The following is a 26,691-nucleotide window of genomic DNA, read 5'->3' on the forward strand; positions in this document are numbered from 1 at the left end:
CCAGGATGCAGCCCCCTGTGTCACGGACAGCAAAACGGGGCCCGCAGGCCCCGTTCATCACGCGGTATGCCGCCCTCAGCGACCGTGGTACCGGGCGGAGAGCTCATGCACCGCGTTGACGAACACGCCAGCATGTTCCGGGTCCACATCCTGATGGATGCCGTGCCCCAGGTTGAAGACATGACCGTTGCCATGACCGAAACCGGCCAGAATGGTGGCGACCTCTTCGCGGATCCGCTCCGGGGTGGCGTAGAGCATGGAGGGGTCCATGTTGCCCTGCAGCGCCACCTTGTCGCCGACCCGGCGCTTGGCGTCCGCGATGTCGGTGGTCCAGTCCAGTCCCAGGGCATCACAGCCGGTGGCGGCGATCTGCTCCAGCCACTGGCCGCCGTTCTTGGTGAACAGGGTGACCGGCACACGGCGGCCCTCATGTTCACGGGTCAGGCCATCGACGATCTTGTGCATGTACTGCAGGGAGAAGTCACGGTAATCCCGCGGGGTGAGCACGCCGCCCCAGGTGTCGAACACCATGACCGCCTGGGCACCCGCCTTGATCTGGGCGTTGAGGTAAGCAATCACGCTGTCCGCCAGCTTGTCGAGCAGCAGGTGCAGGGTCTGCGGCTCTGCATACATCATCTGCTTGATCTTGGTGAACGCCTTGGAGCTACCCCCCTCCACCATGTAGGTGGCCAGGGTCCAGGGGCTGCCGGAGAAGCCGATGAGCGGCACGTCGCCCTTGAGCTCGCGGCGGATGGTGCGCACCGCATTCATCACGTAGCCGAGCTCGTCTTCCGGATCCGGGATGGGCAGGGCCTGCACGTCGGCCATGGAGGTGATCGGGCGCTCGAAGCGCGGGCCTTCCCCGTGTTCGAAGTAGAGGCCCAGCCCCATGGCATCGGGCACGGTCAGGATGTCGGAGAAGAGGATGGCGGCATCGAGTGGATAGCGGCGCAGGGGCTGCAGGGTGACTTCACAGGCCAGCTCGGCGTTGCGACACAGGGACATGAAATCCCCCGCAACGGCGCGGGTCGCCTTGTATTCCGGCAGATAACGGCCAGCCTGACGCATCATCCATACCGGGGTCATGTCCACTTCCTGGCGCAGCAGGGCACGCAGGTATCGATCGTTTTTCAGCTCTTTCATCCCAGTTCCTGAGTCATGTCACGCATAAAATGGCGGACATGATACCACTTTGTGCAAGGCTGAGGGCGACCCTGACGCCGCACATCGCCGCAGGAGTGCAAAGATGTGAGGGGGCGCATACAAGCGCCCCCGTTTTCCCTCAACGCGCCTCGGCGAGGCACTGTTCGATGAGCCGGCGCGCTATGGTGCCATGAGGGGGCAAGCGCGGCAGCCGGTCAGCCTCAAAGAAGCCTGCCGCCACCAGTTCGTCATCCTGCACCCGGATCTCGCCGCTCTCGTAGTCGGCGGTGAAGCCCATCATCAGGCTGTGGGGGAAGGGCCAGGGTTGGCTCGCCACGTAACGCACATTGGTCACCCGGATGCTGCTCTCCTCGAACACCTCCCGCGCCACGCACTGCTCCAGATTCTCCCCAGCCTCCACGAAGCCGGCCAGCACGGTATACATGGGATCATCCGCCTGATAGTGACGGCGGTGGGCTGCCAGCAAGATGGCCGGCCCCTTGCGCACCGCGACGATGATGCAGGGGGAGATGCGCGGATAGACGACATGGCCGTGATGACACCCCTGGGCCCACTCCCCTTCCCTCGGGGTCATGGGGGCGCCGCACTCACCGCAGAAACGATGGGTACGGCGAAAAGTGGCGAGCTGCCAGGCCCGTCCTGCGAGGCGAAAGCCCTCTTCGTCCCCCGCCACCATGAGCTGGCGCAGCGGGGCCATGGCCCCGGTCTCCGCCTCCGCGCCCAGATCCAGCAGATGGCAAGGCAGGCCATCCCACTCGTCGAAGCGCTCGAAGGGGGCGGTGTGCAGATGGGGGGGCAAAACGGCGCGGGCCCCTTTTGGAATGCGCCCCTGTTCATCCAGCAGGACGAGGTGATCGCCCCCCAGCACGAACCAGCAGGCCTGTTCAGTTGATGACATATGATGAAGGCTCTTGTTGAGAATGCGCGCGGCACAGGATCGTTCGCCTCATCTTACGAGCGGGAAGGGCCGATGGCGACCCCCGACATGGCCCTCTTCTCGCCAGACACACCATGAAAAAAGGCCGCCTCTGGCGACCTTTCATCCTGTTGACCGCCCGGGCGATCAGTTCATCCAGCGCTCGCTGCTCTTGCGACGGCGCGGGAGCATGGGCAGGAGGATCCCGAGCAGGATGCCGCCCCCCACCATGGCACCACCGCGGATGAACCAGTCCATCTGCACGTCGTGCTCACGGTTGTCATAGCTCTGGGTCAGGGCGTCGTTCTGTTCCTTGAGGCTGCTCATCTCGGCGCTCTGGCTGTCCAGACGGGCTTTGAGGCTGGCGATCTCCTTGCTCTGCTCGGCTATCTTGCCATCCTTCTCGGCGAAGCGTTTCTCGTTGTCGCCATTGAGGTTCAGCAGACGGGCCTTGGCTTCGTCCAGCTCTTTCTGAACCTGGGGAAGGCGTTCACGCAGGCTGATCTCCCCCTGCAGCTCGCTGTTCTTGATCCAGCCCTCGCGGCCACGACCGTCCACCACCTGGGTGAATCCGGCCTCCTGGTTCACCGCCTTGACCTCCAGCGGCTCACCGGCCTTGACGCTGCCGAGGATCCGGTACTGGGTACCCGGACCGTTGTGGATATAGGTAAAGATGTTGTCTGAAACATAGCGGGTATCGGCCAGTGCCTGTTGGGCACACAAGCAGATCAGGATCCCGAGAAGGGCGCGCATGGTCGATCGATTCTCTTCGTTGGATTAGGTTGCAGGCCGAATGTTAAGCCGCCTGCGGGTCAAAGGACAAGCAAAGAAAAGCGCCATCTCCCCGAGTGAGAGCTGTCTCGCAGCACCGCCGGTTTACGACGCGACCATTCCAGACGTCGCACCTACTTCTGTTTCAGCGCCTGCACCTCGGCGCGCAAGGCCTTGAGCTCTTTGAGCAGTTGCGCCTGCTGCTCGCTCTGCTGGCGTCGCCACACCGCGGTGTCGTCGTTGGTCTTGCCGGGATGGACGAACAGGCTGGCCATGAAGCCGCTGAGGGCGCCAAACAACCCCACTCCAAAGAGGATCAGCAGGCTGGCGACGAAGCGCCCCTCCTCCGTCTTGGGCACCAGATCCCCGTATCCCACGGTAGAGAGGGTCACCAGCGTCCACCAGAAGGCATCGTAAGGAGTCTGGATCTGGCTGCCGGGTTGTCCCGTTTCCAGCCAGTACATGACGCCGGAGCCGACCCCCAGCAACAGGAAGAAGAGGAAGAGAATGCCGGAGAGGGTGGTTTCGTTGCGTTCACGACGGAACATGGCCAGCAGATCCGGTCTGTCCCGGAGCAACTGGTAGACCCGCCACAGCTGGATGAGCCGCGCCCAGCGCAGTTGTTCCACCATGGGCAGGCTGCCGGGCAGATAGAACCAGTTGCTCTTGAAGAAGGCCATCCTGTCGGAGGCGCGCGCCCAGCCATAGGCGAAGTGAGCGAGGAAGAAGTAGCAGATCAGACTGTCGACATCATAAAAGAGCTGTAAAGTCTGGGGGCTCAGTTCACCGTGCCCCAGCCAGCGAGCAGCCACCAGGCAAACCGAAATCACGGAGAGAAACCCCATCAGCAGATCCATGGTACGCAAATGAGTTAAATGATGTCGCATACAATTTCCAACTTTAAGCACGGTGCAAATTAATAAAAAGGAAGATAATGCCGATAGCTATGACGGCAAAGGAATAATGGACGTTGAAAGGAGAAAAATTATGCAGTTGAACCCGCTGGAGAGGCGCATGAGCAACATCCGACTGGTGCCCAAGGTGGTGCTGCTCATGGTGTTCAGCACCCTGCTGCTGCTGGCCAAACTCTGGTTCGATGCCAGCAACCTGGAAGCGACCCTGCTCAGCGAGGGCATTGATGCCGCCATGGCCAACACCATCGCCGATCGCCTGCTCTGGACCGGGCTGGTGGAGACGGCGCTCATGGGGGTCGTCTTCGTGGTGCTGCTGCTCACCGGCTCCCGCCTCATGGTCAAGCAGGTCCACTACCTGGTGGGGCTGCTGGAGCGTTTCGCCAACAAGGATCTCAGCCACAGCGTGCTGCTCAAGTCCCGGGACGAGTTCGGCGACATCGCCAAGGCGGTGGCCCACTCCCAGGAGAACCTCAAGGAGGTGTTCGGGACCCAGCGTGCCGCCTGCAAGGAGCTCAACGAGATCGCCTCCCAGGTGACTCTCTGTATGGATGAGGCGAACGAGGCCATCAACGAGGAGTTCACCCAGATTGAGCAGCTTGCCAGCGCCATGAGCCAGATGGTCGGTGCCATTCGAGAAGTGGCCAACCACGCGGAGCAGGCGTCCCACGCCACCGCCGAAACCAACCAGCTGGCCGAGGAGGGCAGCCGCTGCGTGGCGGCTACCGTCAACACCATCGACACTCTCTCCGGCAACATCCAGCGCTCCTCCACCGTGGTCAACGAAGTGGAGCACGGAGTCGATCGCATCGGATCCGTGGTGGACACCATCCGCAGCATCTCCGAGCAGACCAACCTGCTGGCCCTGAACGCCGCCATCGAGGCCGCCCGCGCCGGTGAGGCAGGTCGCGGTTTTGCCGTGGTCGCCTCCGAGGTGCGCGAACTCGCGAACCGTGCCCAGGCGGCCACCGTCGAGATCCAGAAGATGATCGAGCAGCTTCAGGGCAACGCCCGCCAGGCCGTCGGCCTGATGGCCGAGAGCGTGCAGCAGGCGGACAAGGGGGTGGAGCAGGTGACCCAGGCAGGTACCCAGCTCGACACCATAGTGCAGCGGGTGCAGGGAGTGGCCGACATGAACCGCCAGATCGCCGCCGCCTCCGAGCAGCAGAGCTCGGTGGCCGAGGAGATGAATGCCAACCTGGAGCAGGTCAAACAGGTGGTGGAAGGCTCCGTCGTGGTGCTGCGAGAGCTGAAAGATGCCTCCGAACTGGTGGAACACCACAGCCAGACGCTGGACAGCCATATCCAGGCCTTCAAGCTGGCCTGATGCTGGCACCCATTGTCAAACCTTCAGGCTGGCCTGAGGTCGTGATTTGAGTACACTGGAAGGCCCCCTTAGGGGCCTTTCTTTTTTCATCACGGCAAGGAGCCAGGATGCAGACCACAGAACGTGCGCTTGAGATAAGCGACGACAAGGGGCGCCTCGACGTCCCGCTCATTCACCGTTTCCTCAGTGAAGAGGCCTACTGGTGCCTCGGCATTCCCCTCGCCACCCTGCAGCGGGCCATCAACCACTCCCTGTGCTTCGGAGCCTATCTCGACGGCCAGCAGGTCGCCTTCGCCCGGGTCATCACAGACAAGGCCACCTTCGGTTATCTCGCCGACGTCTTCGTGCTGCCCGAACATCGCGGGCGCGGTCACAGCAAGGCCCTGGTGGCAGCCATCCTCGCCCACCCGGAGCTGCAAGGGCTGCGCCGTCTCTCCCTCGCCACCTCCGATGCCCACGGCCTCTACGCCGGTTTCGGTTTTGTGCCGCCGAGAAACCCCGGCAGCCTGATGGAAATCTACGACCCCGAGATCTACCGGCGTCCCTGAGCCCGGCCGATCGCCAGATCCGTCGCCGGATCACCTTCCGGGCAGCGGCGCTGTGACGCCAGCGCCCGGGAGTGCTAGATTGGCAGCCGGCTTTTCACTCTCCCTGCAGACTCGTCAACCACAAGGATGGCAACCGTGGCCCAGCACTCTCCCTCTTTCTCCGCCTTCTCTCCCTTGTTGCAGGAGCAGGCCCTGCGCCACTGGCAGCGGCTGCTCGCTCTGGCGCCCCAGTATGACGCACTGCCCGAGCCCACCCGCCAGACCCTGCTGACCCTGCTCGGCCTCTCCGACTTTGTCGCCGACTCCCTTATCAAGCAGCCGGGGCTGCTGGCCGAGACCCTGGCATCGGACGCACTGACCCGGGCCGAGCGCTGGCCCGCCTATGAACCTGAGCTCGCAGCCCTGCTCGCCGAGGTCGCGGACGAGGAGGCGCTCAAGCGTATCCTGCGCCAGTTCCGCCGCAGCCGCATGCTGGTGATCGCCTGGCGCGAGCTGCTCGGGGAGTCCGAGGTCGAAGAGAGCTTCATCCATCTCACCAAGCTGGCGGATGCCCTCATCTGTGGTGCCCGCGACTGGCTCTACGCCAAACAGTGCAGCGAGCTGGGCACCCCGATGGATGGCGATGGCAACCCCCAGCCGCTGCTCATCCTCGGGATGGGCAAGCTCGGCGGCGGCGAGCTCAACTTCTCCTCGGACATCGACCTTATCTTCACCTTCCCCGAGAACGGCTACACCGTTGGCGGGCGGCGGGAGCTCGCCAACCAGCAGTTCTTCATCAAGCTGGGGCAGCGTCTCATCAACGCCCTCCACCAGCCCACCCAGGATGGTCAGGTGTTCCGGGTCGACATGCGACTGCGCCCCTTTGGCGATGCGGGGCCGCTCGCCATCTCCTTCGCCGCCATGGAGGACTACTACCAGCATCACGGCCGCAACTGGGAGCGCTACGCCATGGTCAAGGCGCGGGTGCTGGGCACCCAGTGCGAACACGCCATGGCCCTGACCGAACTGCTGCGCCCCTTCGTGTTCCGCCGCTATATCGACTTCGGCGTCATCGACGGCCTGCGCCAGATGAAGGCGATGATCGCCGCCGAGGTGCGCCGCAAGGGACTGGAGGGCAACATCAAGCTGGGGGCCGGGGGCATTCGCGAGGTGGAGTTCATCGCCCAGGCGCTGCAACTCATCCGTGGCGGGCGCGAGCCCGCCCTGCGGGTACGCCACCTGCCCGAGGCGCTGGCCGCCATCGCCCAGGGGGGTGCCCTGGAGGGGAGCCAGTGCGAACGCCTGCTCACCGCCTATCGCTTCCTGCGCCGGGTGGAAAACATCTTGCAGGAGATCGGCGATCAGCAGACCCAGACTCTGCCCACCGAGGAGCGGGATCGCCAGCGGCTCATCGCCACCCTCGGCTTTACCGACTGGGACGCCTTCATGGCCCACCTCGATGAGGAGATGGCCGCCGTCCATCAGGAGTTCGTCGCCGTGGTGGGGGAAGAGAAGGAGGCCCCCGCCCACCTGGAACAGCTCTGGCTCGATCTCTGGCGCACCGAGCTTGATGCCGCCGAGCTGGAAAAACTGCTGACCACGCAGGGAGTGGTGGAGCCCGCCCCCCTCTGCGCCGCCCTGCTGCGTTTCAAGGAGGAGTACAAGCGCCGTCAGGTGGGGCCCCAGGGGCGTATCGCCCTGGACTGGCTGATGCCGGAGCTGCTGCGGCTGGTGGTGGCGAGCCGCGAGCCCGCCCGCCTGTTCGAGCGGGTCTGCACCCTGCTGACCCGCATCTTCACCCGCAGCGCCTATCTGCAACTGCTGGCGGAAAACCCCGCCGCCCTGCGCCAGCTGGTACGCCTGTGTGACGAGAGCAACCTGGTGAGCGAGCAGCTGGCCCGCTACCCCATCCTGCTGGACGAGCTGCTGGATCCCCAGCACCTCTACCACCCCACCCCGCTGGATCAGTACAAGCCCCAGTTGCGCCAGTTCCTCCTGCGCATCCCCGAGGAGGATGTGGAGCAGCAGATGGAGGCGCTGCGCCAGTTCAAGCAGGTGCAGCTCCTGCGCATCGTCGCCGCCGACATCGCCGGTGCCCTGCCGCTGATGAAGGTGAGCGACCACCTCACCTGGCTGGCGGAGGCGATCACCGAGGAGGTGGTCAATCAGGCCTGGGCCCAGATGAGCGAACGCTACGGGGTGCCGCCCGAGGTGGCGGTGAGCGGCCAGCGCGGCTTTGCGGTGGTGGCCTACGGCAAGCTGGGGGGCATCGAACTCGGCTACGGCTCGGATCTCGATCTGGTGTTCCTGCACGGCGGCGACCCCAACAGTTACACCGATGGCCGCAAGCCCATCGACAGCCGCCAGTTCTACCTGCGCCTGGCCCAGCGGATCCTGCATCTGTTCAGCACCCGCACTCCGTCCGGCATCCTCTACGAGATCGACATGCGGCTGCGCCCCTCCGGCGACGCCGGCCTGCTGGTCTCATCGCTGTCGGCCTATGAGCAGTACCAGCAGCAGGAAGCCTGGACCTGGGAGCATCAGGCCCTGGTGCGAGCCCGTCCCATCTATGGCGATGATGCCGTGGTCGCCGAATTTGCCCGCATCCGCCGCGACGTGCTGGCCAAGGAGCGGGATCTGCCCACCCTGGCCCGCGAAGTGCGGGAGATGCGCCAGAAGATGCGGGATCACCTGCTCAAGGCGGGAGAGGGAGAGTTCGATCTCAAGCAGTCCCCCGGTGGCATGGTGGACATCGAGTTCATCGCCCAGTACCTGGTGCTGGCCCATGCCTGCGGTGAGCCGGACGCCCTCACCCGCTGGTCAGACAATGTGCGCATCTTCGATGAGTGCGTGATGGCGGGGGTACTCACACTGGAGCAGGCGGAGGGGCTCAAGCAGGCCTATCTGGAGATCCGCAACCTCGGCCATCGCCTCAATCTCTCGGAGATCTCCCGCAAGGTGGGGGACGATCAGTTGCCGCGAGAGCGGGGCCATGTGCTGGCGGTCTGGCAACAGCTGCTGGGAGAATAAGCAGAAGGGGCGCCATGGCGCCCCTTCTCGTTGACGAGAGGCTTGTTGAAGATGACCTAACGCCCGCCCGCCACATCGATAAAGGTGCCGGTGGCATAGGAGGCCTCGTCCGACAGCAGCCAGGCGATGGCGGTCGCCACCTCACGGGGTTCGCCGCCCCGTTGCAGCGGGATCTGCCCCTTCACCCGGTCGACCCGACCTGGCTCGCCGCCGTCGGCATGCATGTCGGTGTAGATGAAACCCGGACGCACCCCGTTGACCCGGATCCCCTGAGCCGCCAGCTCCAGCGACAAGCCTCTGGTCAGCACGTCGACGGCCCCCTTGGCGGCGGCATAATCCACGTACTCCCCGGGGGAGCCCAGCCGGGCGGCGGCCGAAGAGACATTGACGATGGCGCCCCCCGCCGTCATGCGGCGCACCGCCTCGCGGCAGCAGAGAAAGTAGCTGGTGACATTGGTGGTCAGGGTCTGGTTGATGCGCTCGGCGCTCATCTCCAGTACCCGCATCTGGGGCTGCAACCTGCCGGCGTTGTTCACCAGATGAGTGACGGGGCCGAGCCGCGCGTCCATCTCCTCGAACAGGCGCACCACCTCGGCCTCCACGCTGACATCGGCCTGCACCGCGATGCACTCGACCGGATGGGTGGCCAGGATCTCGGCCACCACCCCCTCGGCGGACGCCCTGTCCTGACGATAGTTGAGACAGAGATGGTAACCCTGAGCCGCCAGATAGCGGGCTGTCGCGGCCCCGATACCTCTGCCGCCGCCGGTGATCAGCACCCGTTTGTTCATGAACCCTCCTGGTTCCCGGTTTCGATGACTGCTTCGCATAGTACCTCATGTTGCCGACCACACCTCGTCCCGTGACGCCCGGCACAACAACAAAGAGCCCGCACGGGGCGGGCTCTTGATGGCAACAAGGGGAAGTTGGCTATTTGAACAGGCCCTTGAGCAGCTGGTCCGCCACCCCTTTCACCCCTTCGTTGTCGGCCTTGTCACCCAGCAGCTTCTTGAGACCGCGCTCGGCCTCCTTGCGGGCCTTCTCCTCCAGCACCTTGTTGTTGCTGAGCAAGGCCTTCTCGTCAAGCTTGTAGCTCGGCGCCTGCCAGTGGCCGCCGATGCGCACCGGTATGGTGATGTCCTTGAGCTCGTCCACCGTCTTGCCCCCCTGCCCCTTGCTGCTCTCCACCACGGAGGTGAGGAACAGGAAGTCGAGGGTCTCCGGCACCAGGGCGGTCTGGCCCTGCCCCTTCACCCGCAGGGCGGGGGCAAAGAGCTGGATGTCATCGCTCCTGGCAATCCCGTTGGCAATCTGGAAGCTGGCGGTGAGGGCGCTGAAGTCGGTCTTGCGCACCTCCTTCACCTGATCCGCCCCCTTGCCGGTCAGGGTGGCCCGCGCCTCGCGGATCATCTCCGCCAAGTTGATGCCGTGCAGGGCGCCATCGCTCAACTTGAGGTTCACCTTGCCCTGCATCCGGCTGCGCAGTGCCTGCTCGGAGAGGCCTGAGCCCTGCGCCTCGACCTCCAGATCCCCCTTGCCTTCCAGCAGGTCGGTCTGGGCCAGGGTCTGCAGCAGGGGCCGCACATCGACCCCCTGCACCCGCTTATGCACCTGATAGCGGGCCGGCTGCTGACGGGCATCGAGCAGACCGCTCGCGGTCACCTGGCCACCGGCCACCCCGGCACTGAACTGCTTGAGGGTGAGCTGACCACCGGCCAGGGCCAGTTGCAGATCGACGGCGCTGAGATCCAGCCCCTTGACGCGCAGACTGCCCAGTTGCAGGCGGCCAGCCAGGTCCACCGACTTGAGGGCGGTCAGATCAGGCTCTACCGTGGAGAGCGCCCTGTTGGCGGGCGCCGCAGCCTGCTCCTTTGCTCCGGCCGATGCAGCCGCCCCCGAGGTGGCCGCAGCGGGCGCGGCCTTGGCCGATTGACCGAGCCAGCCGTCGAGATCGAGCTTGTCCCCCTTGAGGTCAAAGTCCACTTTGGGTACGGCCCCCAGACGAACGGCGCCGCTGCCGCTCAGCAGGGTATCGTCCGCTCCCAGCACCAGGTTGCTGAGGGTGACGGCCTGCTTGTCCAGCTCGGCGCGGGCAAAGCCAGCGAGTTTGAGCTGCATCTGCGGGCGCGGCAGGGCATCGCCGCTCAGCTTGGCGGCCAGCACGGCATCCGACAGCTCCAGCAGTTGCCGGTTTTCATCGAGGCGCGCCTTGAGGGTCCCCTCCAGCGTACCGGCCAGGGTCGGCTTGTCCGATGCCCCCTGTGCCCCTTGCAGACTGAGGGTGAGGCTGCTCCACTGCCCCAGCGCCAGCCGATCGGCCTTGAGGGAGAAGGCATCCAGCCGCTGGGTCGGTTCGCTCAGACTCCCCGCCAGCACGACGTCTTTCAGCTCGCTGCGGCTGGCATCGGGCGCCAGCTTGAGCTGGGTCGACCCCTTGAGATCAAACGCCAGCTCACCCTGGGCCCCCTTGGCGGCCAGAGTCACCGGTACCCATTGATCGACCGCCAGCTGGCCCAGGTTCAGGTCCAGCTGTTCGAGACGAGAGACGGTGCCATTACGATCGTCCTGCAGCAGGGCGCTGGCCTGTTGCAGCTCCACTCCTTGCAGGCTGATCTGCCAGGGCTGTTTGTCACTGGCGGGCGGGGGCGTCGTTGCGACAGGCTCGGTGGTCGCTGCCTCCCCCTTGGGCTCGGCGGAGGCCTTGAGCAGATCGCTCAGGTTGGAGCTGCCGTCAGCCTTGGTCTGGATAAACAGATGGGCGCCACTCAGGGTCACCTTGCCGATCTCAAGCCGGTGAGAGAGCAGCGGCAGCAGGCCCACCGAGGCCTCCCCGCGCGTGAAGCGCACCAGGTCGGGCTCGGCAAAGCCGGCAGGGTTACGCAGTGCCACCTGCTCGAGGGAGAGGCCGAGGCTTGGCCAGAAACGCCAGCCGATATCCCCTTGTATCACCAGCTCGCGGCCGGTGCTCTTGCGCACCTGTTCCACCAGCTGGGGCTTGAACTGGTTGAGATCGATGAGGGACACCAGGGCGGCGATGGCCACCACGGCCGCCAGCGCCAACCCCAGCAGGATGTAGATGATCTTCTTCACGATGGACTCCTTGAATGCGGATCTTGTGGCTGACTATACCACCGGGGGGATGACAGATGGGGCCCGTCTGCCAAAACGGGCCAGCGGCGAGACAGGGATGGTCGCAGGCCCACGTTCAAACGCGCGGCAATAAAAAGGGCCCCGCAGGGCCCTGATGGTAGTGGATGGCTGGCGCCCATCTCGCCCGGATCAAGGCTGACGCGGCAACTGCTGATAGCCCATCTCGTACAGGGTGAAGGCATAGATGTCCGCACTCTGCTCGATAAGCTTGGCCACCGGCGTGCCCGCCCCGTGCCCGGCATTGGTCTCGATGCGGATGAGCTGGGGATGAGGGCCGGCATTGTCGGCCTGCAGGGTGGCGGCAAACTTGAAGGAGTGGGCCGGCACCACCCGATCGTCGTGATCCGCCGTGGTCACCAGGGTCGAGGGGTAGCTGACCCCGGGTCGGACGTTGTGCAGCGGCGAGTAGCCCTTCAGGTAGTCGAACATCGCCTCGCTGTCGGCGCTGGTGCCATAGTCATAGGCCCAGCCCGCCCCGGCGGTGAAGGTGTGGTAGCGCAGCATGTCGAGCACCCCCACCGCCGGCAGGGCGACCCGCATCAGATCCGGCCGCTGGGTCATCACGGCCCCCACCAGCAGACCGCCGTTCGAGCCACCTCGGATCGCCAGCCGATCGGTGCGGGTGTAGCCTTCGGCCTTGAGGTACTCGGCCGCCGCGATGAAATCGTCGAACACGTTCTGCTTGTTCTGCTGGGTGCCCGCCAGGTGCCAGGCCTGGCCGTACTCGCCGCCCCCGCGCAGGTTGGCCACCGCATAGACGCCCCCCAGATCCAGCCAGTTGGCTACCGACACGCTGAAGCTCGGGGTCAGGCTCACGTCGAAACCGCCGTAGCCGTAGAGGATGGTCGGATTACTGCCATCAAGCTTGAGGCCCTTGCGGTAGCTGATGATGAGCGGCACCCGGGTGCCGTCCTTGCTCTGGTAGAAGCGCTGCTCGGAAACGTAATGCAGGGTTGAACGGCGCCGCCGAGGCGCGATAGAGGCTGATGGCGCCGCTCTTGGGCTCGAATCGGTAGAGGGTCGGCGGCTGGGCATAGTTCTCGAAGCCGAAGTAGAGGGCGGGATCATCGTGCTTGCCGTTGAAGCCGCTGACGCTGCCAAGGCCGGGCAGCGCCACCTCGCGCACTCGCTTGCCTTCGTAGTCGAACTGCTCGACCCGGGCGGTGGCATCCACCATGTACTCGGCGAACAGATAGCCGCTGCAGCTGTGCACCGTCAGCACCTGCTGACGCTCGGGGATGAGATCCCGCCAGTGGGCCGGGCCCGGGTTGGCGGCATCCACCGTCACCAGCCGGCCGTTGGGGGCGTCCCGGTTGGTCAGCAGGTAAAGGCTGCTGCCCTGGTTGTCCACCAGGCTCACGTCCGCCTCCAGATCCCCCTGCACCGTTAGCAGCGGCGCGTTCTCCTGGCTCAGATCCTTCACATAGAGGCGGTTGCCGGAGGTGGAGTTCGCCGCCGAGATGAGCAGGAAGCGGTCATCTTCGGTGACGGTCGCCCCCACGTAGCGGTGGTGCTGGGCCGGGATGGCGCCGAACACCAGCCGGTCATCCTCCTGCGCCGTGCCGAGCCGGTGGAAATAGACCTTGTGCTGATCGGTCTTGGCCGACAGCTCGCTGCCATCCGGCTTGTCGTAGCTCGAGTAGAAGAAGCCCTCGTTGCCGAGCCAGCTGATGCCGCTGAACTTCACGTCCTTGAGGGGCGCCTCCAGCGGCTGCTTGCTCTCCACGTCCATCAGGTGGATCTCGCGCCAGTCACTGCCCGCCAGCGACAAGGAGTAGGCCAGGATGCGGCCATCACGGGAGAAGCTCAGCTGATCCAGCGCCGTGGTGCCGTCGGGGCTGAGGGTATTGGGATCGAGGAACACCTCGGCCGGCTTGCCCTCCAGCTGGCGCCACAGCACGTTCTGGTTCTGCAGGCCGTCGTTCTTGAAGAAGTAGTGGTAGCGCCCCTCGCGAAACGGCGCCCCCTCCTTGGCGTAGTTCCAGGAGGCGGCCAGCTTCTCCTTGATGGCGGCGCGATACGGGATCTGCGCCAGGTAACCCTGAGTCACCCGGTTCTGGGCCTTGACCCAGGCCTCCGTCTCGGGGCTGCGATCATCCTCCAGCCAGCGATAGGGGTCGGCCACGGCCTGGCCGAAATAGTGATCCACCTGCTCACCCTGGCGGGTGACGGGGTAGTGAAGGCGCGTATTCCCTGACATGGCATCCTCTCTGGTTGGCTGGCCGCTGCACGCACAGAGCAGTGACAGGGCCAGCAGGCTGACAATGGCTCGCATCGAGGCGGCTCCCTGCGGTTTGAGTGAGCGGGCAGGTTAACAAAGCGCGCCGGATGGCCCAACCCCCCGACCGGTGGCAGAGGATGGCCCGCCGACACGGGGGAGCCATATGAATTTTTTCGCTTAAGTTTGCCGCTTTATTTTGTTTGTTATCCGGCCCTTGGGTCACAGGATGGAATAAGACACCAGCCAACGTGAGCCATTCAGGATAAAGCATGCCGTACAGCTACCTATCACATCTGCGTTGCAGCAAGACCGGCGAGATAGTGAATGCCGATCAGCCCCAGCAGTTGAGCCCGGTCGGTGCCCCCTTGCTGGCCAGCTACGACCTCGAGGCCCTGAAACAGGCCTGGCACCCGGCCGCGCTGCTGGGGCGCCCCGCCCAGGTGATCACCCTGGGGGAAGGCTTCACCCCTCTGCTGCCCCTGCCCGCTTTCGGCAAGCAGATTGGCATTCCGGATCTCTGGATGAAGGATGAGAGCATCATCCCCACCGGTTCTTTCAAGGCCCGCGGCGCCGCGGTCGGCGTCTCCCGCGCCCGGGAACTCGGCGTCACCCACTTCGCCATGCCCACCAACGGCAATGCCGGGGCGGCCTGGGCGCTTTACGGCGCCCGCGCCGGGCTGCGCAGCACCATAGTCATGCCCCAGGCGGCCCCCGCCATCACAAGACTGGAGACCTCGCTGGCCGGTGCCCGCCTCTATCTGGTGGATGGCCTCATCAGCGACGCCGGTCGCCAGGTGGCCGAGGCGGTGGCCGAGCAGGGGCTGTTCGATGCCTCCCCCCTCAAGGAGCCCTATCGCATCGAGGGCAAGAAGACCATGGGGCTGGAGATCGCCGAGCAGCTCGGCTGGACCCTGCCGGACGTCATCCTCTACCCCACCGGCGGCGGAGTCGGTCTCATCGGCATCTACAAGGCGCTGCGGGAGTTGCAGGAGCTGGGCTGGGTCAAGGAGCCGCTGCCGCGACTGGTGGCGGTGCAGGCGAGCGGCTGCGCCCCCATCGTCCAGGCCTGGCAGCAGGGGGAGCGCGAGTCGCGCTTCTGGCCCGACTCCCAGACCTTGGCCTTTGGCATCAACGTACCCAAGGCACTGGGGGATTTTCTGGTGCTGGACGCCCTCTATCGCACCGAGGGATGCGCCGTCGCGGTGGACGATGGCGCCATCCAGCGCGAGATCCGACAGCTCGCCGCGCGCGAAGGCAGCTTCGTCTGCCCGGAAGGGGCGGCCGCCTTCGCCGCCGCCCGCCAGCTGCGGGAAGCGGGCTGGATACGGGGGGGCGAGCGGGTGGTGGTGCTCAACACCGGCGCCGGCATCAAGTACCCTGACGCCATCACGGTCGTGCCCCAGCGGCTGCGCCGCGACGGGAGGATCCCGGCATGAGCTTCGACTGGTCCTTTGTTCTCACCACCCTGCCGGCGTTTGGCCAATCGGTCTGGGTCACCTTGCAGCTCGGCGCCATCGTGATCCTCACCTCGCTCGTCGTGGCGCTGCTCAATGTGACGCTGCTGAGCTTGCACAAGCCCTGGCTGAACGGGGTGATCCGAGGCTATGTGGAGCTGGCCCGCAACACGCCGCTCTTGATCCAGCTGTTCTTTCTCTACTTCGGGCTGCCGGCGCTCGGCATCTCGCTCTCCGGCTTTGCCACGGCGGTGATCGCCATGACCTTCCTCGGCGGCGGTTACCTCACCGAGGCGCTGCGTGCAGGCGTTCAGGCAATCCCCCCCAGCCAGCTGGAAGCAGGCCGGGCCATCGGCCTCTCCCGCTGGCAACTGCTGCGCCACGTCCAGCTGCCCCAGGCCTGGCTCGCCAGCTTGCCGGCGCTGTTTGCCAACTTCATCTTTCTGCTCAAAGAGACCACGGTGGCCTCGGCGGTGGCGGTGCCCGAGCTGCTCTACACCACCAGGAACTACATCGCCCTCTACTACAAGACCTACGAGATGCTGGCGGTGCTGACCTTGATGTGCGTGCTGATCTTTCTGCCGCTCTCCCTTGCCCTGCGCGTCGTTGAAAGGAGGCTGCAACATGGTCAGTTCGGTCATTGAACAACTGATGCAGACACCTATTGTCCAGCTGCTGCCGTCACTCGCCACCCATGCACAAGAAAGGAGGGATCACGATGGCCAGTCAGGTCACTGAGCAGTTGGCGCAGGCGCTGCCGCTGCTGGCGGTGGGCGCGGGCCAGACCCTCGCCATCTCGCTGCTCGCCATCCTGTTCGCCACCCTGGGCGGAGTCGGTTACGGCGTGCTGGCCCAGCAAGGGGGAAGGCTGACGCGGGTAGTGTTGCGAGTCTATCTGGAGCTGTTTCGGGTGGTGCCCGTGCTGGTGTGGCTCTACCTCTTCTTCTTCGGGCTGCCGATCTTCTTCGGCCTGGACATCCCGGCCTTCTGGTGCGCCATGCTGGTGCTGGCCCTGTGGGGCGCCAGCGAGGTGGGCGAAGTGGCGCGCGGCGGCCTCAACTCCCTCGCCCGCGGCCAGCAGGAGGCCGGCCTGGCGCTCGGGCTCTCCCGCTGGCAGCTCTATCGCCACGTGCTGCTGCCCCAGGCGCTGCAACGGCTGACGCCGCCGACCATCAACATCTACACCCGCATCATCAAGACCAGCTCGCTGGCGGTGCTGATCGGGGTGGTGGAGGTGATCAAGGTGGGCCAGCAGATCATCGAGCGCACCTATGGTTCGCTGCTCATCTACGGTCTGCTGTTCCTGTTCTTTTTTCTGGTCTGCTATCCGCTCTCGCTCGCCTCGCGCCGGCTGGAGCAACAATGGGGTAATGCGGTATGACACCTCTGCTTGAGCTCAATGCTGTCAGCAAACAATTCGGCCAACACCGGGTACTGGACGAGGTCAGCCTCACGGTGAACGCCGGGGAAGTGATCGTCATCCTGGGGCCGAGCGGCTGCGGCAAGAGCACCTTGCTGCGCACCCTCAACGGGCTCGAACCCATTCAGGGGGGCGACATTCGCTTCGACGGAGAGTTTCTGGATGCCAGCACCGACTGGCAGCGGCTGCGCCAGCGCATCGGCATGGTGTTCCAGAGCTATCACCTCTTTCCCAACCTGACGGTGCTGGAGAACGTGCTGCTCGGCCCTGTGCAGGTGCAGAAGCGGGAGCGGCAGGAGGCCCTGCTGCAGGCGGAACAGCTGCTGACTCGCATCGGCCTGTGGGAGCGGCGCCACGACTATCCGCGTCAGCTCTCCGGCGGCCAGCAGCAGCGCATCGCCATCGTGCGGGCCCTGTGCATGAACCCGCAGGTGATGCTGTTTGACGAGGTGACCGCTGCACTGGATCCCGAGATGGTGCAGGAGGTGCTGGAGGTGATCCGCGATCTCGCCGGCAGCGGCATGACCCTGCTTATCGTCACCCACGAGCTGGCGTTCGCCCAGGCGGTAGCGGATCGCATCGTCTTCATGGACGGTGGCCAAATCCTGGAGCAGGCCGCGCCCCGGCCATTTTTCGAGCACCCGCGCAGCCAGCGTGCCCGCCAGTTCCTCGCCAAGTTTTCTTATACAACTGTCAGCAAACGAAAGGAGTCAGCATGAAGATAATTACCTCGGTCCTGTTTAGCGCCCTCATCGGCCTGGGCCTCACCAGTGGCGCCGCCCAGGCAGAAGACGGTTCCCTCGCCAAGATCAAGGCGCGGGACAAGCTCATCGTCGGCGTTTTCACCGACAAGCCCCCCTTTGGCTACGTGGACGAGAAGGGCAACTACGTCGGCTTTGACACCGACCTCGGTCGCCGCTTCGCCAAGGATCTGCTGGGGGATGAGAACAAGGTCGAGTTCGTGGCGGTGGAGCCCGCCAGTCGCATCCCCTTCCTGCAGAGCGACAAGGTGGATCTCATCCTCGCCAACATGACGGTGACCCCGGAGCGGCGGCAGGTGGTGGACTTCACCAACCCGAACCTCAAGGTCGCGGTGCAGGTGCTGGTGCCGGAAGGCAGCGACGCCAAGAAGCTCGACGATCTGGCCGGCAAGCGGCTTATCGTCACTACCGGCACCACGGCCGACATCTGGCTGACCCGCAACCACCCGGACTGGAAGGTGCTCAAGTTCGAGAAGAACACCGAATCCCTGCAGGCGCTGGCCCAGGGCCGTGGCGATGCCTATGCCCAGGACAACCTGGTGCTGTTCAGCTGGGCCAAGGAAAACCCTGGCTATCGGGTGCTGCCAGAGAAGCTGGGCTCGGAAGACCCCATCGCGCCGGCGGTGAAGAAGGGCAACATCGAGCTGCGTGACTGGGTCAACGACCGTCTCGCCAAGCTGGGGGAAGAGAAGTACCTGCTGAAACTCTACGACCAGTATGTGCGCGACAAGCTGAGCGCCGATACCGATCCCAACGACGTGATAGTGGAAGGAGGCAAGTGGCAGGGTTGAGCCCTGCCCCCACAGCAGTGCTGAATGTGAAGTGTGTGATCTTTGGTGCCGTTGGTCTGCAAACCGCAAGGTTTGACCTTTCCAGGCGCCCCCTCCAGGTGGCGCCTTTTTTTTGTTTGCAAGACCCCGGCAGGCGGGACACCCGCTCTGTGAGCCAGCTCCCCCTGCCCCGGGATGCCCTGTGCCATCCTCACTGAAACGGCAGCGGGAGGAGAAACCCATGTGGATAGAGGCCGAGCCCGTCTACGGCGCCCTGGTGTCCCTGGCCATCGGGCTCATCATCGGGCTGGAGCGGGGCTGGCAGGTGCGCCAGCTCGGAGACAACCAGCGCATCGCCGGGATGCGCACCTATGGCCTCATCGGTCTGCTCGGCGGGGTCTGCGCCCTGCTGCTGCCCACCCTGGGCGCCTGGCTGGCCCTGCTCGGTCTGCTGACCGTGGTGACGGGGTGCGGCCTCTCGGTCTGGCTGGCCCTGCGCTGGCAGGGGGAGTTCGGTCTCACCAGCTCGGTGGCCATGGTGCTCACCTATCTGCTGGGGCTGATGTCGGTGCTGCAGAGCCCGAGCGAGGCGGTGGCCTGCGCCGTGCTGGCGGCCCTCCTGATGGGGCTCAAGGGCAAGATCCAGCAGGGGATGCTGTTCTTGAGCGAAATGGAGTTTCACGCCACCTTGCGTTTTCTGCTTATCTCCCTGGTGCTGCTGCCGGTGCTCCCCGATACCGAGATGGGTCCCCTCAATGCCTTCAATCCCTTCAAGATCTGGCTCATGGTGGTGGTGATCGCCGGCATCTCGTTCTGTGGTCACTTCGCGGTGCGCCTGCTCGGCACCCGCTCCGGGCTGGTGCTCACCAGCATGCTGGCGGGGCTCGCCTCCTCCACCGCCCTCACCCTGCAATTTGCCCGCCTCAACAAGGAGCAGGGAGGGCTGGAACGGCTGCTGGCCACTGGCATCCTGCTGGCGGGGGCCACCATGTGGCTCAGGCTGCTGGCACTGGTGCTGATCATCCACGGGGAGCTGGCGCCGCGTCTGGCCGCCCCCCTGCTGCTGCTGGCAGCCATCGTCTACGGCTTTGCGTTCTGGTTCTGGCGCCAGCGGGAAGAGATGCCGGACGGCCCGGTACAGCCCGAAACCCGCAACCCGCTGGATCTCGCCACCGCCATCAAGTTCGGTCTGCTGCTCGCCCTCATCGGCTTCATGGCCACCCTGCTGCAAAGCAAGGTGGGCAATTCCGGGGTCTATCTGCTGTCGCTGGTCTCCGGCATCACGGACGTGGACGCCATCACCCTCTCCCTCTCCCAGCTCGCCCAGAAGGAGCTGGCCCTGGAGGTGGCGGCCAGGGGCATACTGCTCGCCGGGCTGGTCAACTCCCTGGTGAAAGGAGTGCTGGCACTGGTGATTGGCGGACGCAGCCTGGGGCGGCGGGTCTTGCTCCCCTACCTCGTCTCCATCCTGCTCATCCTGCCCCTTGTCCTGTGACGTGATGGCGTGATGACAGGATGACGGGGATCACCTGACGGGCCCGGCACTCTGACACCCCCTCCCCTTGTCGCGTATACTGCCCCCTCTTGCAGCAGGAGGAGATGACCATGGCAAGCGACTGGGACAAGGTACTGGCGGGGGGCGTCCTGGACAGCCAGAGCGAGGAGATAGCGAACGACCGCATTCGCGGCCAGGCGCTGCTGAGCCGACTCAACGCCTCACCGGCGGGGGATCACGTCCTGCGCCAGCAGATCTGCCGCGACCTCTTCGCCCACTGTCCCGACTCCTGCTGGATCAGCACCCCCTTCACCTGCGAATTCGGCCGCAACATCCACATCGGCGAGAAGACCTTCTTCAACTTCAACGTCACCATACTCGACGTGGGCGAGGTGCACATCGGCAACCATGTGTTGCTGGCCCCCAACGTGCAGATCTACACCGCCACCCACACCATGGACTATCTGGAACGACGCAACTGGACCGCCTACAACAAGCCGGTGCGGATCGGCGATGACTGCTGGATTGGCGGCGGGGCCATCATCTGCCCAGGCGTCACCATAGGGCCGCGCTCCATCATAGGGGCTGGCGCCGTGGTCACCCGGGACATCCCGGCGGACTCCCTGGCGGTGGGCAATCCGGCCCGGGTGATCCGCACGTTAAGCCCGGACGAGACCCGGGATCCGGCGTGCCTGTCATGATGGTGCTGGCCCTGCTGCCCCTGGGCTGGGCAGGCTGGCTCGGGGTGCGGGACGCCAACTGGTGGCCGCTGGCCCTGATCCTGCTGATGAGCCTGCTGACCCTGGTCGCCTACGCCTGGGACAAACGCCAGGCCATTCGTAGCGGCTGGCGCGTGCCCGAGGCCCGCCTGCATCTGCTTGAGCTGTGCGGCGGCTGGCCTGGCGCCCTGGTCGCCCGCCAGTGGCTGCGCCACAAGACCCAGAAGGGGAGCTACCGCCTGCGGTTCTGGGCCATCGTCTGGGGGCAGTTGCTGCTGCTCGGGATCTGGCTCGGCTGGCCGCTCTGGCCGCTCTGAACAACCAGGCGGGCATTGCCGCCCAAGGTCGGGTATGAGACAACGACAGCGCGGGAGACAGATCCTCTCGTTCAAATCTTGAAAGGAGTCATTTATGACCATGTGGACAGGTATCGTCCTGATCGTCTTTATCAGCGTGTCGTTCAGCTATCTCACCAAACGCGCCCGCTACCAGATGGGGGATGCCCGCATCACGGATCGCCTCGGCAAACAGGATCTCATCATCAGGGAGTTGCAGGAGCGCATCGCCAATCTGGAGGCCATCGTCATCGAGGAGGAGAAGCGCCGCCCGTTCAAGGAGCTCTGATCCGGCAAGCCGGGCGGCAAACCGGCCAGCCCCCGGGCTGCAAGGGTTTGCCGCCGCCCCCGCCCGTCCTCCGCCTGGCAAAAACGAAATTCACAGCAGGATCAATCCCCTGCCATTTTTCGGTTGAATGTTCGCCAAGCTGGCCCGATCCCTGCTCCGTCATGACATCAGTCGTACGGAGAGTGACATCATGATCGCCATCGGCACCCTGCTTCCCCTCGCCTCCCTTGCCCTCAAGCTGGGCAGCAAGCTGCTGGGCGACAGCACGCCGCCCGCCCAGACCGAGCCTGTCGTGCAGGAACCGCACCTTGCCCCCACGGTGCAGAGCCTGTTCCAGCGCCTCGGCATCCAGGAGGCTGACAGCGAGCAGAACCGCCCCGCCATCAACCACTTCATGGGGGCGCTGATGCAGACCCTGGGTCAGGAATCCTCGGGCCAGCCCCTGCCCCAGGCCATCGATGCCGCCCGCACCCAGTTGGCAGACGGCACCCAGAGCACCCGCCTCGATGCGCTGCAGAGCGAGCTCGACACCCTCAAGGGCTCCCTCGGCAACAGCGACCTCAACCTCGATCAGCTGCTCTACGCCTTCAAGCAGACCCTGCCCCAGGGCCCGGGGGAAGGCGTCGGCAAGCTGCTTAATGCCAGCGCGTGAGCGGGAGTGGAACCATGAAAAACGGCAACCAGACGGTTGCCGTTTTGTCGGGCCGGATCTCAAGGTGTCACGCTAGGGTAGTGAGGAAGGTGGACTCAGCATCGCCTCTGCCAGCGTGCTCTGCCCGCGATCCTGCAAGGTATTGGCCGCACCCAGGCGATCCGCTGTCTCCTTGTTCTGACCCAGCTTGAACTTGCCGACCAGCCGCTCAATCTCGATCTCTATGCCCACCACAGCCTGCACCATGGTCTCGAGATAGTCTCTCGGTGCATCCGCCATCTTCCAGGGGCTGGGCTCTGCAGCCTCCTGGGTGCGGGTCAGGGTGGCGAGCAGGCGGCGCACAAAGCGCGCATCGTCCCGCACCCGGATGCGACCGTGGGCGTGCACCACCGCATAGTTCTAGGTCGGCACCTGCTTGTGGTGTTCCTGCTTGCTCGGATACCAGTTGGGGGAGATGTAGCCGTCGGCAGCCCTGAAGATCACCAGAACCTCCTGGCCTTCTGTCACCTCCTGCCAGAGCGGGTTGTTGCGGGCCACATGGGCACGCAGGACGCCATGCTCCCCCTCCCCGACATCGAACTCGAACGGCAGATGGTTGGCATCCAACCCCCCTTCACCACAGGTGATCAGGGCCCCCAGAGGGTGCGCCTGCATCAGCTGGTGCAGCGCCTCGGGGTCGGTAACGGCGAAATGGGGTGGCAGGTACATGGGAACTCCTTGATCCGGTTGACGCGTCCATACGCATTGCAGCGGGATCATGCCCTGCCCGGCACGGGCCGTCACCCTGAATGTGCACCACTGAGCCAGTTCATTGCAGCAAATGGCCGCAATGCCACATCATCATCCACAAACTAGATATAACACCATATGTTAACAATGCGAATATCACTTTCACAGCCAAAATGAATTGAAAAACAACATCAATGGCAAAGATAATTCCGTTTTACACCCCACCCCCCTTCGCCAGATAGCCGATACGGTAGATCTCGCCCCCGGCAGGCAAGGGCGATGAGAGGGACGGGAGAAAATCCGCCTCCAGCCATTCCCATCGGGTGAGATCCCAGCCGCTCACCATGGCCTCGCCGTGCAGGTCAGCCAGCTCGCCGTGGGAAGTGACCTTGGTGCGCCGCAGCCTGGCCATGCAAGCCCCGTCGAGGGAGGCCGGATCCGGCGCCCACAGCAGATGCCAGGTCTCGATGCGGGGCCAGCCGAAATGCCGGGTGAGCGCCGCGAATCCCTCGCTTGCCAGGAATCGGTGCATCGCCTCGGCGCTGTGCCACACATAGAAGGGGGCATAGCGGTTCTCCTGCCCCGGCAGGGCCCCATCGTCCTGACGGCTGTAGAGATAGGCCTTGAACAACAGACCGGGAAAGCCGTCCAGTCTGGCGCCATTGCTGGCGATCCGCTGCTCGATCAGCGCCATGTCGTAGTCTGCGGGCAGGGTGAATCGGTAGTGCATGGCGATCATGAGGCCACCTCCTGTCTGAACATCCGGCCCTGGCCGAAACTCCACGCCTCGGCATCGGTCTGCTGGATCACCACCATGAGGTTGTCAGGGTGGATCCCAAGCTCGGCCTCAAGGCGCTCGGCGAGACGTGCATAAAGCCGCTCCCTGGTCGCGGTGCTGCGCACCTTGCCCGCCAGGATCTGGAAGAGGATGAAACCCTGGTCCCGGCGGCCGGTCTGGTAGTGGGGGTCATAGATGAGCGCACTGGCAGGCAAGATCTCGAGGATCTGGAATTTATCCTTCGGCGGCACCTCGAACACCTCCACCAGGGTCTGGTGGTAGAGGGCGCTGAGTTGTTGCAGGTGTGCGTCGCTCATCCCCTCGCACAGGGTGATACGGGTCAGCGGCATGGGGTCACCTCCTCGCGGGGGGGCAGATAGCCCACAGCCGTCACTGCGGCGGGCAAACCGGCGTAGAAGGCAAGATGGGTGAACAGCTCTTCCAGCTCATCCCGGGACAGGCCGTTTTGCCGGGCGAATGCAATATGCCAGGGCAGTTGTTGCACCCGGCCCAGTGACGCCAGGATGGCCAGGGTGATCAGGCTGCGCTCGCGGGCCGAGAGGGTGGGGCGCTGCCAGATATCGCCAAACAGCGTCTCTTCCGCCAGTCGGGCGAGTCGGGGGGCAAGCTGCGCCAGGGTGGCGCGATCGGGAACATCGGGTGTCATGGCAATCTCCTTGGTGGATGAAGCCACTCTCCCTCACTGCTACAATTTAAAAAATCGAAATATTCAAGACAAATCATCCCGATTATAAGGATAGTTATGTCACCCCTTCCCCCCAGCCTGGATCTCGATGCCCTGCGCAGCTACGTGCTGGGGCTGGAGTGCGGCAGCTTTGCGCTGGCGGCGCAGCGGCTGTGCCGCTCCACCTCGGCGGTCAGCGCCCAGTTGAAAAAACTCGAACAGCAGTGCGGCACCGATCTGGTCATGAAGCAGGGACGTCACCTGGTGCCGACGGCCAGCGGTGAGCGCCTGCTGGGCTATGCCAAGCGGCTGCTGGCGCTCAATGACGAAGCCGTGCTCGCCCTCAAAGGGAAACTGCTGCAAGGGGAGATCCGGCTCGGAGTGCAGGAGGACTTCGGTGAATCTTTGCTCCCCGCCGTGCTGGGGCCCCTCTGTCGCCAGCACCCGGCCCTGCGCATGACGACCCGCATCGATCGCAACGGGGCTCTGGTGCAGGGGATCAGGGAAGGCACCCTCGACATGGCTCTCGCCTGGCAGCCACAGGGAGAGCGGGAGGATCTTCCCCTCATCGAGGTGGTGCAACTGGCCTGGATTGCCCACCCCGAGTGGGACCTCGCCCCTTTGCTCGCGCGCGGGGAGCCCCTGCCCCTGGTGCTCTTCGATGCCCCCTGCCTGATGCGGGCGCGGGCCATCCGCGCCCTCGACGATGCCGGGATCCCCTGGCGGATCGCCTTCACCAGCCAGAGCCTGGGCGGGATCTGGGCCGCAGTGCAGGCCGGGCTCGGGATCACTGTGCGTTCCGCCATCGGCATGCCGGCCAGTCTCGCCCCCCTCGGCGGCGTGCTGCCCTCACCGGGCACCCTGGGGGTGGTGCTGCTCACTGCCAGCCATGAAACCGACGAGGCCAGATGCCAGTTGCAACGACTGCTCACGGACGCCGTGCATCAGGCCAGCGCCGGACACAGGGGCTGAACAGCGCCTGGTCAACGCGCCCCACGGCACCGAGGCGTACCCATAAAAAACGGCAACCCTGGGGTTGCCGTTCTGCCTTCTAATTCCCATGGCGAGCCGGTTGGCTTAACCCGCCCGCTTGCTCAGCCAAGCTTCGGCGGCGGTGAGGGCTGCCTCTATCTGCTCGCGAGCGACGCCTCCCTTGGCAACCCGCTTGGCCAGGGTCGCTTCCAGCTCCAGGTTCGGGTAGACATCCTCCCCCACCACGGGGCTGAAGCGCTGGAACTCGGGGAGGGAGAGATCTTCCAGGGGCTTTTTCACCTGGATCGCATAGACCACGGTCTCGCCGACGATATGGTGCGCCTCACGGAACGGGATGCCCTTGGCCACCAGATAGTCCGCCAGCTCGGTGGCATTGGCGTAACCGCCCTGGGCCGCCGCCTTGGTGCGCTCGCCATTGACCTTCAGATCGATCAGCACCAGCGCCGCCATGTCGAGGCAGTCGTGCCAGGTGTCGAGGGCATCGAACAGCCCCTCTTTGTCTTCCTGCATGTCCTTGTTGTAGGCCAGCGGCAACGCCTTGAGGCTCATCAACATACCCATCTGGGCGCCGACCACCCGGCCGGTCTTGCCACGAATGAGCTCCAGCGCGTCCGGGTTCTTCTTCTGGGGCATCAGGGACGAGCCGGAGGTGACGGCGTCAGACAGCTCGACAAAGCCCGCCTCGCCGGTGTTGTAGAAGATGAGGTCTTCGGCAAACCGCGACAGGTGGGTCATGGACAGCGACGCGACATGCATCAGCTCCACCACGTGATCCCGGTCGGACACCGAATCCAGGCTGTTGCGGGTCGCGCCGCTAAAGCCCATGTCGAGCGCCAGCGCCTCCCGGTCGATGGCATAGGCGGTGCCTGCCAGGGCGCCGCAGCCGAGGGGGCTGGTGTCGAGGCGCTTGAGGGCATCCTGCAGACGGGAATGGTCCCGCTCCAGCATCTCCACATAGGCCAGGGCCCAGTGGGCGTAAGTGACCGGTTGGGCACGCTGCAGGTGGGTGTAACCGGGCAGCACCGCGGCCTGGTTGGCACGGGCGGAGGCCACCAACCCCTGCTGCAGGGCGGTGATGGAGGCGAGCAGCAGTTCACCCTGTGCCTTGCACCAGAGCTTGAGGTCGGTGGCGACCTGATCGTTGCGCGAGCGACCGGTGTGCAGCTTCTTGCCAAGGGCGCCGACGGCGTCGATGAGCTGGCTCTCGACCCAGGAGTGGATGTCTTCGGCGTCCGAGCTGAGGATCTGCTGGGGATCCTGCTGCACGGAGGCGAGCAGTACCTCCATCGCCTGCTGCAACTGAGCCTGCTCACCCTCGGTCAACACCCCCACCTTGACCAGCGCTTTGGCCCAGGCCATGGAGCCTTGAATATCCTGCTCCGCCAGACGGTAGTCGAACCGCAGCGAATCGTTGAACTGCTTGAACCGGCTATCGGCTCCCTGACTGAAGCGTCCACCCCAAAGTGCCATACTGCTCTCCTTGAATGCGTTGTCGACGGCGCCTTGCGCCGTCGAACTTGAAATCTTGCCCTGTTTTTCTGCGAGCCTGTTATCTCACAGAAGCGACCAGGGCGCAGCCGCTCTTGTCACACCC

The 26,691-nt window shown here is 64.8% G+C and carries 24 protein-coding genes and 2 pseudogenes; 14 read left to right on the forward strand and 12 right to left on the reverse strand.

From position 1 onward, the window contains the following. Positions 1–75: 75 nt before the first annotated feature. The 4 genes from hemE to C3F36_RS06825 all read right to left on the reverse strand — a co-directional run bounded on the left by hemE (position 76) and on the right by C3F36_RS06825 (position 3,738). Complete coding sequence (hemE, locus tag C3F36_RS06810; protein ID WP_041211678.1) at positions 76–1,143, reverse strand: uroporphyrinogen decarboxylase; 1,068 nt, start codon at positions 1,141–1,143, stop codon at positions 76–78. Between the two features lie 139 nt (positions 1,144–1,282). Next, positions 1,283–2,062, reverse strand: a complete 780-nt coding sequence (gene nudC / locus C3F36_RS06815) for an NAD(+) diphosphatase (RefSeq protein WP_104454764.1) — start codon at positions 2,060–2,062, stop codon at positions 1,283–1,285. Between the two features lie 165 nt (positions 2,063–2,227). Continuing rightward, positions 2,228–2,833 (reverse strand): TIGR04211 family SH3 domain-containing protein, encoded by a 606-nt coding sequence (locus tag C3F36_RS06820; protein ID WP_104454765.1) that lies wholly within the window; start codon positions 2,831–2,833, stop codon positions 2,228–2,230. 152 nt (positions 2,834–2,985) lie between these two features. Beyond that, the gene (locus C3F36_RS06825; RefSeq protein ID WP_029314808.1) at positions 2,986–3,738 is read right to left on the reverse strand and encodes a potassium channel family protein; all 753 of its coding nucleotides are present in this window, start codon (positions 3,736–3,738) and stop codon (positions 2,986–2,988) included. A 100-nt stretch (positions 3,739–3,838) separates the two neighbouring features. Here C3F36_RS06825 and C3F36_RS06830 point away from each other — a divergent pair, with 100 nt between their 5' ends. The 3 genes from C3F36_RS06830 to glnE all read left to right on the forward strand — a co-directional run bounded on the left by C3F36_RS06830 (position 3,839) and on the right by glnE (position 8,646). Next, positions 3,839–5,089, forward strand: coding sequence for a methyl-accepting chemotaxis protein (locus tag C3F36_RS06830; protein ID WP_104454766.1), 1,251 nt, complete (start codon positions 3,839–3,841; stop codon positions 5,087–5,089). Between the two features lie 107 nt (positions 5,090–5,196). Further along, on the forward strand, positions 5,197–5,637 hold the full coding sequence (locus tag C3F36_RS06835) for a GNAT family N-acetyltransferase (protein WP_104454767.1): 441 nt from the start codon (positions 5,197–5,199) through the stop codon (positions 5,635–5,637). A 135-nt stretch (positions 5,638–5,772) separates the two neighbouring features. Further along, on the forward strand, positions 5,773–8,646 hold the full coding sequence (gene glnE / locus C3F36_RS06840; protein WP_233759722.1) for a bifunctional [glutamate--ammonia ligase]-adenylyl-L-tyrosine phosphorylase/[glutamate--ammonia-ligase] adenylyltransferase: 2,874 nt from the start codon (positions 5,773–5,775) through the stop codon (positions 8,644–8,646). Between the two features lie 56 nt (positions 8,647–8,702). Here the strand turns inward: glnE and C3F36_RS06845 are convergent, their stop codons facing one another. From C3F36_RS06845 to C3F36_RS06855, 3 genes and pseudogenes are all read right to left on the reverse strand, one after another. Beyond that, positions 8,703–9,437 carry an SDR family oxidoreductase gene (locus tag C3F36_RS06845; protein WP_104454769.1) on the reverse strand — a complete coding sequence of 245 codons (735 nt, stop codon included), beginning with the start codon at positions 9,435–9,437 and terminating at the stop codon, positions 8,703–8,705. A 139-nt stretch (positions 9,438–9,576) separates the two neighbouring features. Then, positions 9,577–11,736 (reverse strand): AsmA family protein, encoded by a 2,160-nt coding sequence (locus C3F36_RS06850; protein ID WP_104454770.1) that lies wholly within the window; start codon positions 11,734–11,736, stop codon positions 9,577–9,579. 189 nt (positions 11,737–11,925) lie between these two features. Then, positions 11,926–14,071, reverse strand: a pseudogene (locus C3F36_RS06855) (prolyl oligopeptidase family serine peptidase). 215 nt (positions 14,072–14,286) lie between these two features. On the opposite strand from C3F36_RS06855, the gene C3F36_RS06860 reads away from it, so the two are divergent. From C3F36_RS06860 to C3F36_RS06905, 10 genes are all read left to right on the forward strand, one after another. Then, positions 14,287–15,453 (forward strand): threonine synthase, encoded by a 1,167-nt coding sequence (locus C3F36_RS06860; protein WP_104454771.1) that lies wholly within the window; start codon positions 14,287–14,289, stop codon positions 15,451–15,453. Beyond that, complete coding sequence (locus C3F36_RS06865) at positions 15,450–16,115, forward strand: amino acid ABC transporter permease (protein WP_104454772.1); 666 nt, start codon at positions 15,450–15,452, stop codon at positions 16,113–16,115. The genes C3F36_RS06860 and C3F36_RS06865 overlap by 4 nt, the downstream gene beginning before the upstream one ends. Before the next feature lie 74 nt (positions 16,116–16,189). Next, positions 16,190–16,852: an amino acid ABC transporter permease gene (locus C3F36_RS06870; RefSeq protein ID WP_104454773.1), complete on the forward strand. Its 663-nt coding sequence runs from the start codon at positions 16,190–16,192 to the stop codon at positions 16,850–16,852. Then, positions 16,849–17,610, forward strand: a complete 762-nt coding sequence (locus C3F36_RS06875; RefSeq protein ID WP_104454774.1) for an amino acid ABC transporter ATP-binding protein — start codon at positions 16,849–16,851, stop codon at positions 17,608–17,610. The genes C3F36_RS06870 and C3F36_RS06875 overlap by 4 nt, the downstream gene beginning before the upstream one ends. Then, entirely contained in the window at positions 17,607–18,443 is an 837-nt protein-coding gene (locus tag C3F36_RS06880; protein WP_104454775.1) for a transporter substrate-binding domain-containing protein, read from the forward strand. The genes C3F36_RS06875 and C3F36_RS06880 overlap by 4 nt, the downstream gene beginning before the upstream one ends. A 220-nt stretch (positions 18,444–18,663) precedes the next feature. Further along, positions 18,664–19,917 (forward strand): MgtC/SapB family protein, encoded by a 1,254-nt coding sequence (locus C3F36_RS06885; protein ID WP_104454776.1) that lies wholly within the window; start codon positions 18,664–18,666, stop codon positions 19,915–19,917. A gap of 110 nt (positions 19,918–20,027) precedes the next feature. After that, a complete protein-coding gene (locus C3F36_RS06890) occupies positions 20,028–20,618 on the forward strand; it encodes a sugar O-acetyltransferase (protein WP_104456009.1) in 591 nt (196 codons plus the stop codon). Continuing rightward, positions 20,615–20,953, forward strand: a complete 339-nt coding sequence (locus C3F36_RS06895) for a DUF1294 domain-containing protein (RefSeq protein ID WP_104454777.1) — start codon at positions 20,615–20,617, stop codon at positions 20,951–20,953. The genes C3F36_RS06890 and C3F36_RS06895 overlap by 4 nt, the downstream gene beginning before the upstream one ends. A 94-nt stretch (positions 20,954–21,047) precedes the next feature. Further along, positions 21,048–21,260 (forward strand): hypothetical protein, encoded by a 213-nt coding sequence (locus tag C3F36_RS06900; RefSeq protein WP_104452260.1) that lies wholly within the window; start codon positions 21,048–21,050, stop codon positions 21,258–21,260. 190 nt (positions 21,261–21,450) lie between these two features. After that, entirely contained in the window at positions 21,451–21,912 is a 462-nt protein-coding gene (locus tag C3F36_RS06905) for a hypothetical protein (RefSeq protein WP_104456010.1), read from the forward strand. Positions 21,913–21,984: 72 nt separating this feature from the next. Here the strand turns inward: C3F36_RS06905 and C3F36_RS06910 are convergent. The 4 genes and pseudogenes from C3F36_RS06910 to C3F36_RS06925 all read right to left on the reverse strand — a co-directional run bounded on the left by C3F36_RS06910 (position 21,985) and on the right by C3F36_RS06925 (position 24,086). Then, positions 21,985–22,620: pseudogene (locus tag C3F36_RS06910) on the reverse strand (FMN-binding negative transcriptional regulator). A gap of 235 nt (positions 22,621–22,855) precedes the next feature. Continuing rightward, positions 22,856–23,380, reverse strand: coding sequence for a DUF4865 family protein (locus tag C3F36_RS06915; protein WP_104454778.1), 525 nt, complete (start codon positions 23,378–23,380; stop codon positions 22,856–22,858). Next, positions 23,377–23,769 (reverse strand): tautomerase family protein, encoded by a 393-nt coding sequence (locus C3F36_RS06920; protein ID WP_010675683.1) that lies wholly within the window; start codon positions 23,767–23,769, stop codon positions 23,377–23,379. The genes C3F36_RS06915 and C3F36_RS06920 overlap by 4 nt, the downstream gene beginning before the upstream one ends. Then, the gene (locus tag C3F36_RS06925) at positions 23,760–24,086 is read right to left on the reverse strand and encodes a carboxymuconolactone decarboxylase family protein (RefSeq protein ID WP_010675684.1); all 327 of its coding nucleotides are present in this window, start codon (positions 24,084–24,086) and stop codon (positions 23,760–23,762) included. The genes C3F36_RS06920 and C3F36_RS06925 overlap by 10 nt, the downstream gene beginning before the upstream one ends. A 96-nt stretch (positions 24,087–24,182) precedes the next feature. Here C3F36_RS06925 and C3F36_RS06930 point away from each other — a divergent pair, with 96 nt between their 5' ends. After that, on the forward strand, positions 24,183–25,076 hold the full coding sequence (locus C3F36_RS06930) for a LysR substrate-binding domain-containing protein (RefSeq protein ID WP_104454779.1): 894 nt from the start codon (positions 24,183–24,185) through the stop codon (positions 25,074–25,076). Between the two features lie 105 nt (positions 25,077–25,181). Here the strand turns inward: C3F36_RS06930 and argH are convergent, their stop codons facing one another. Continuing rightward, entirely contained in the window at positions 25,182–26,567 is a 1,386-nt protein-coding gene (gene argH / locus C3F36_RS06935) for an argininosuccinate lyase (RefSeq protein ID WP_104454780.1), read from the reverse strand. Between the last annotated feature and the right edge of the window lie 124 nt (positions 26,568–26,691).

Origin of the sequence: Aeromonas sp. ASNIH2 (assembly GCF_002934795.1) — a bacterium.
Lineage (GTDB): Bacteria > Pseudomonadota > Gammaproteobacteria > Enterobacterales > Aeromonadaceae > Aeromonas > Aeromonas caviae.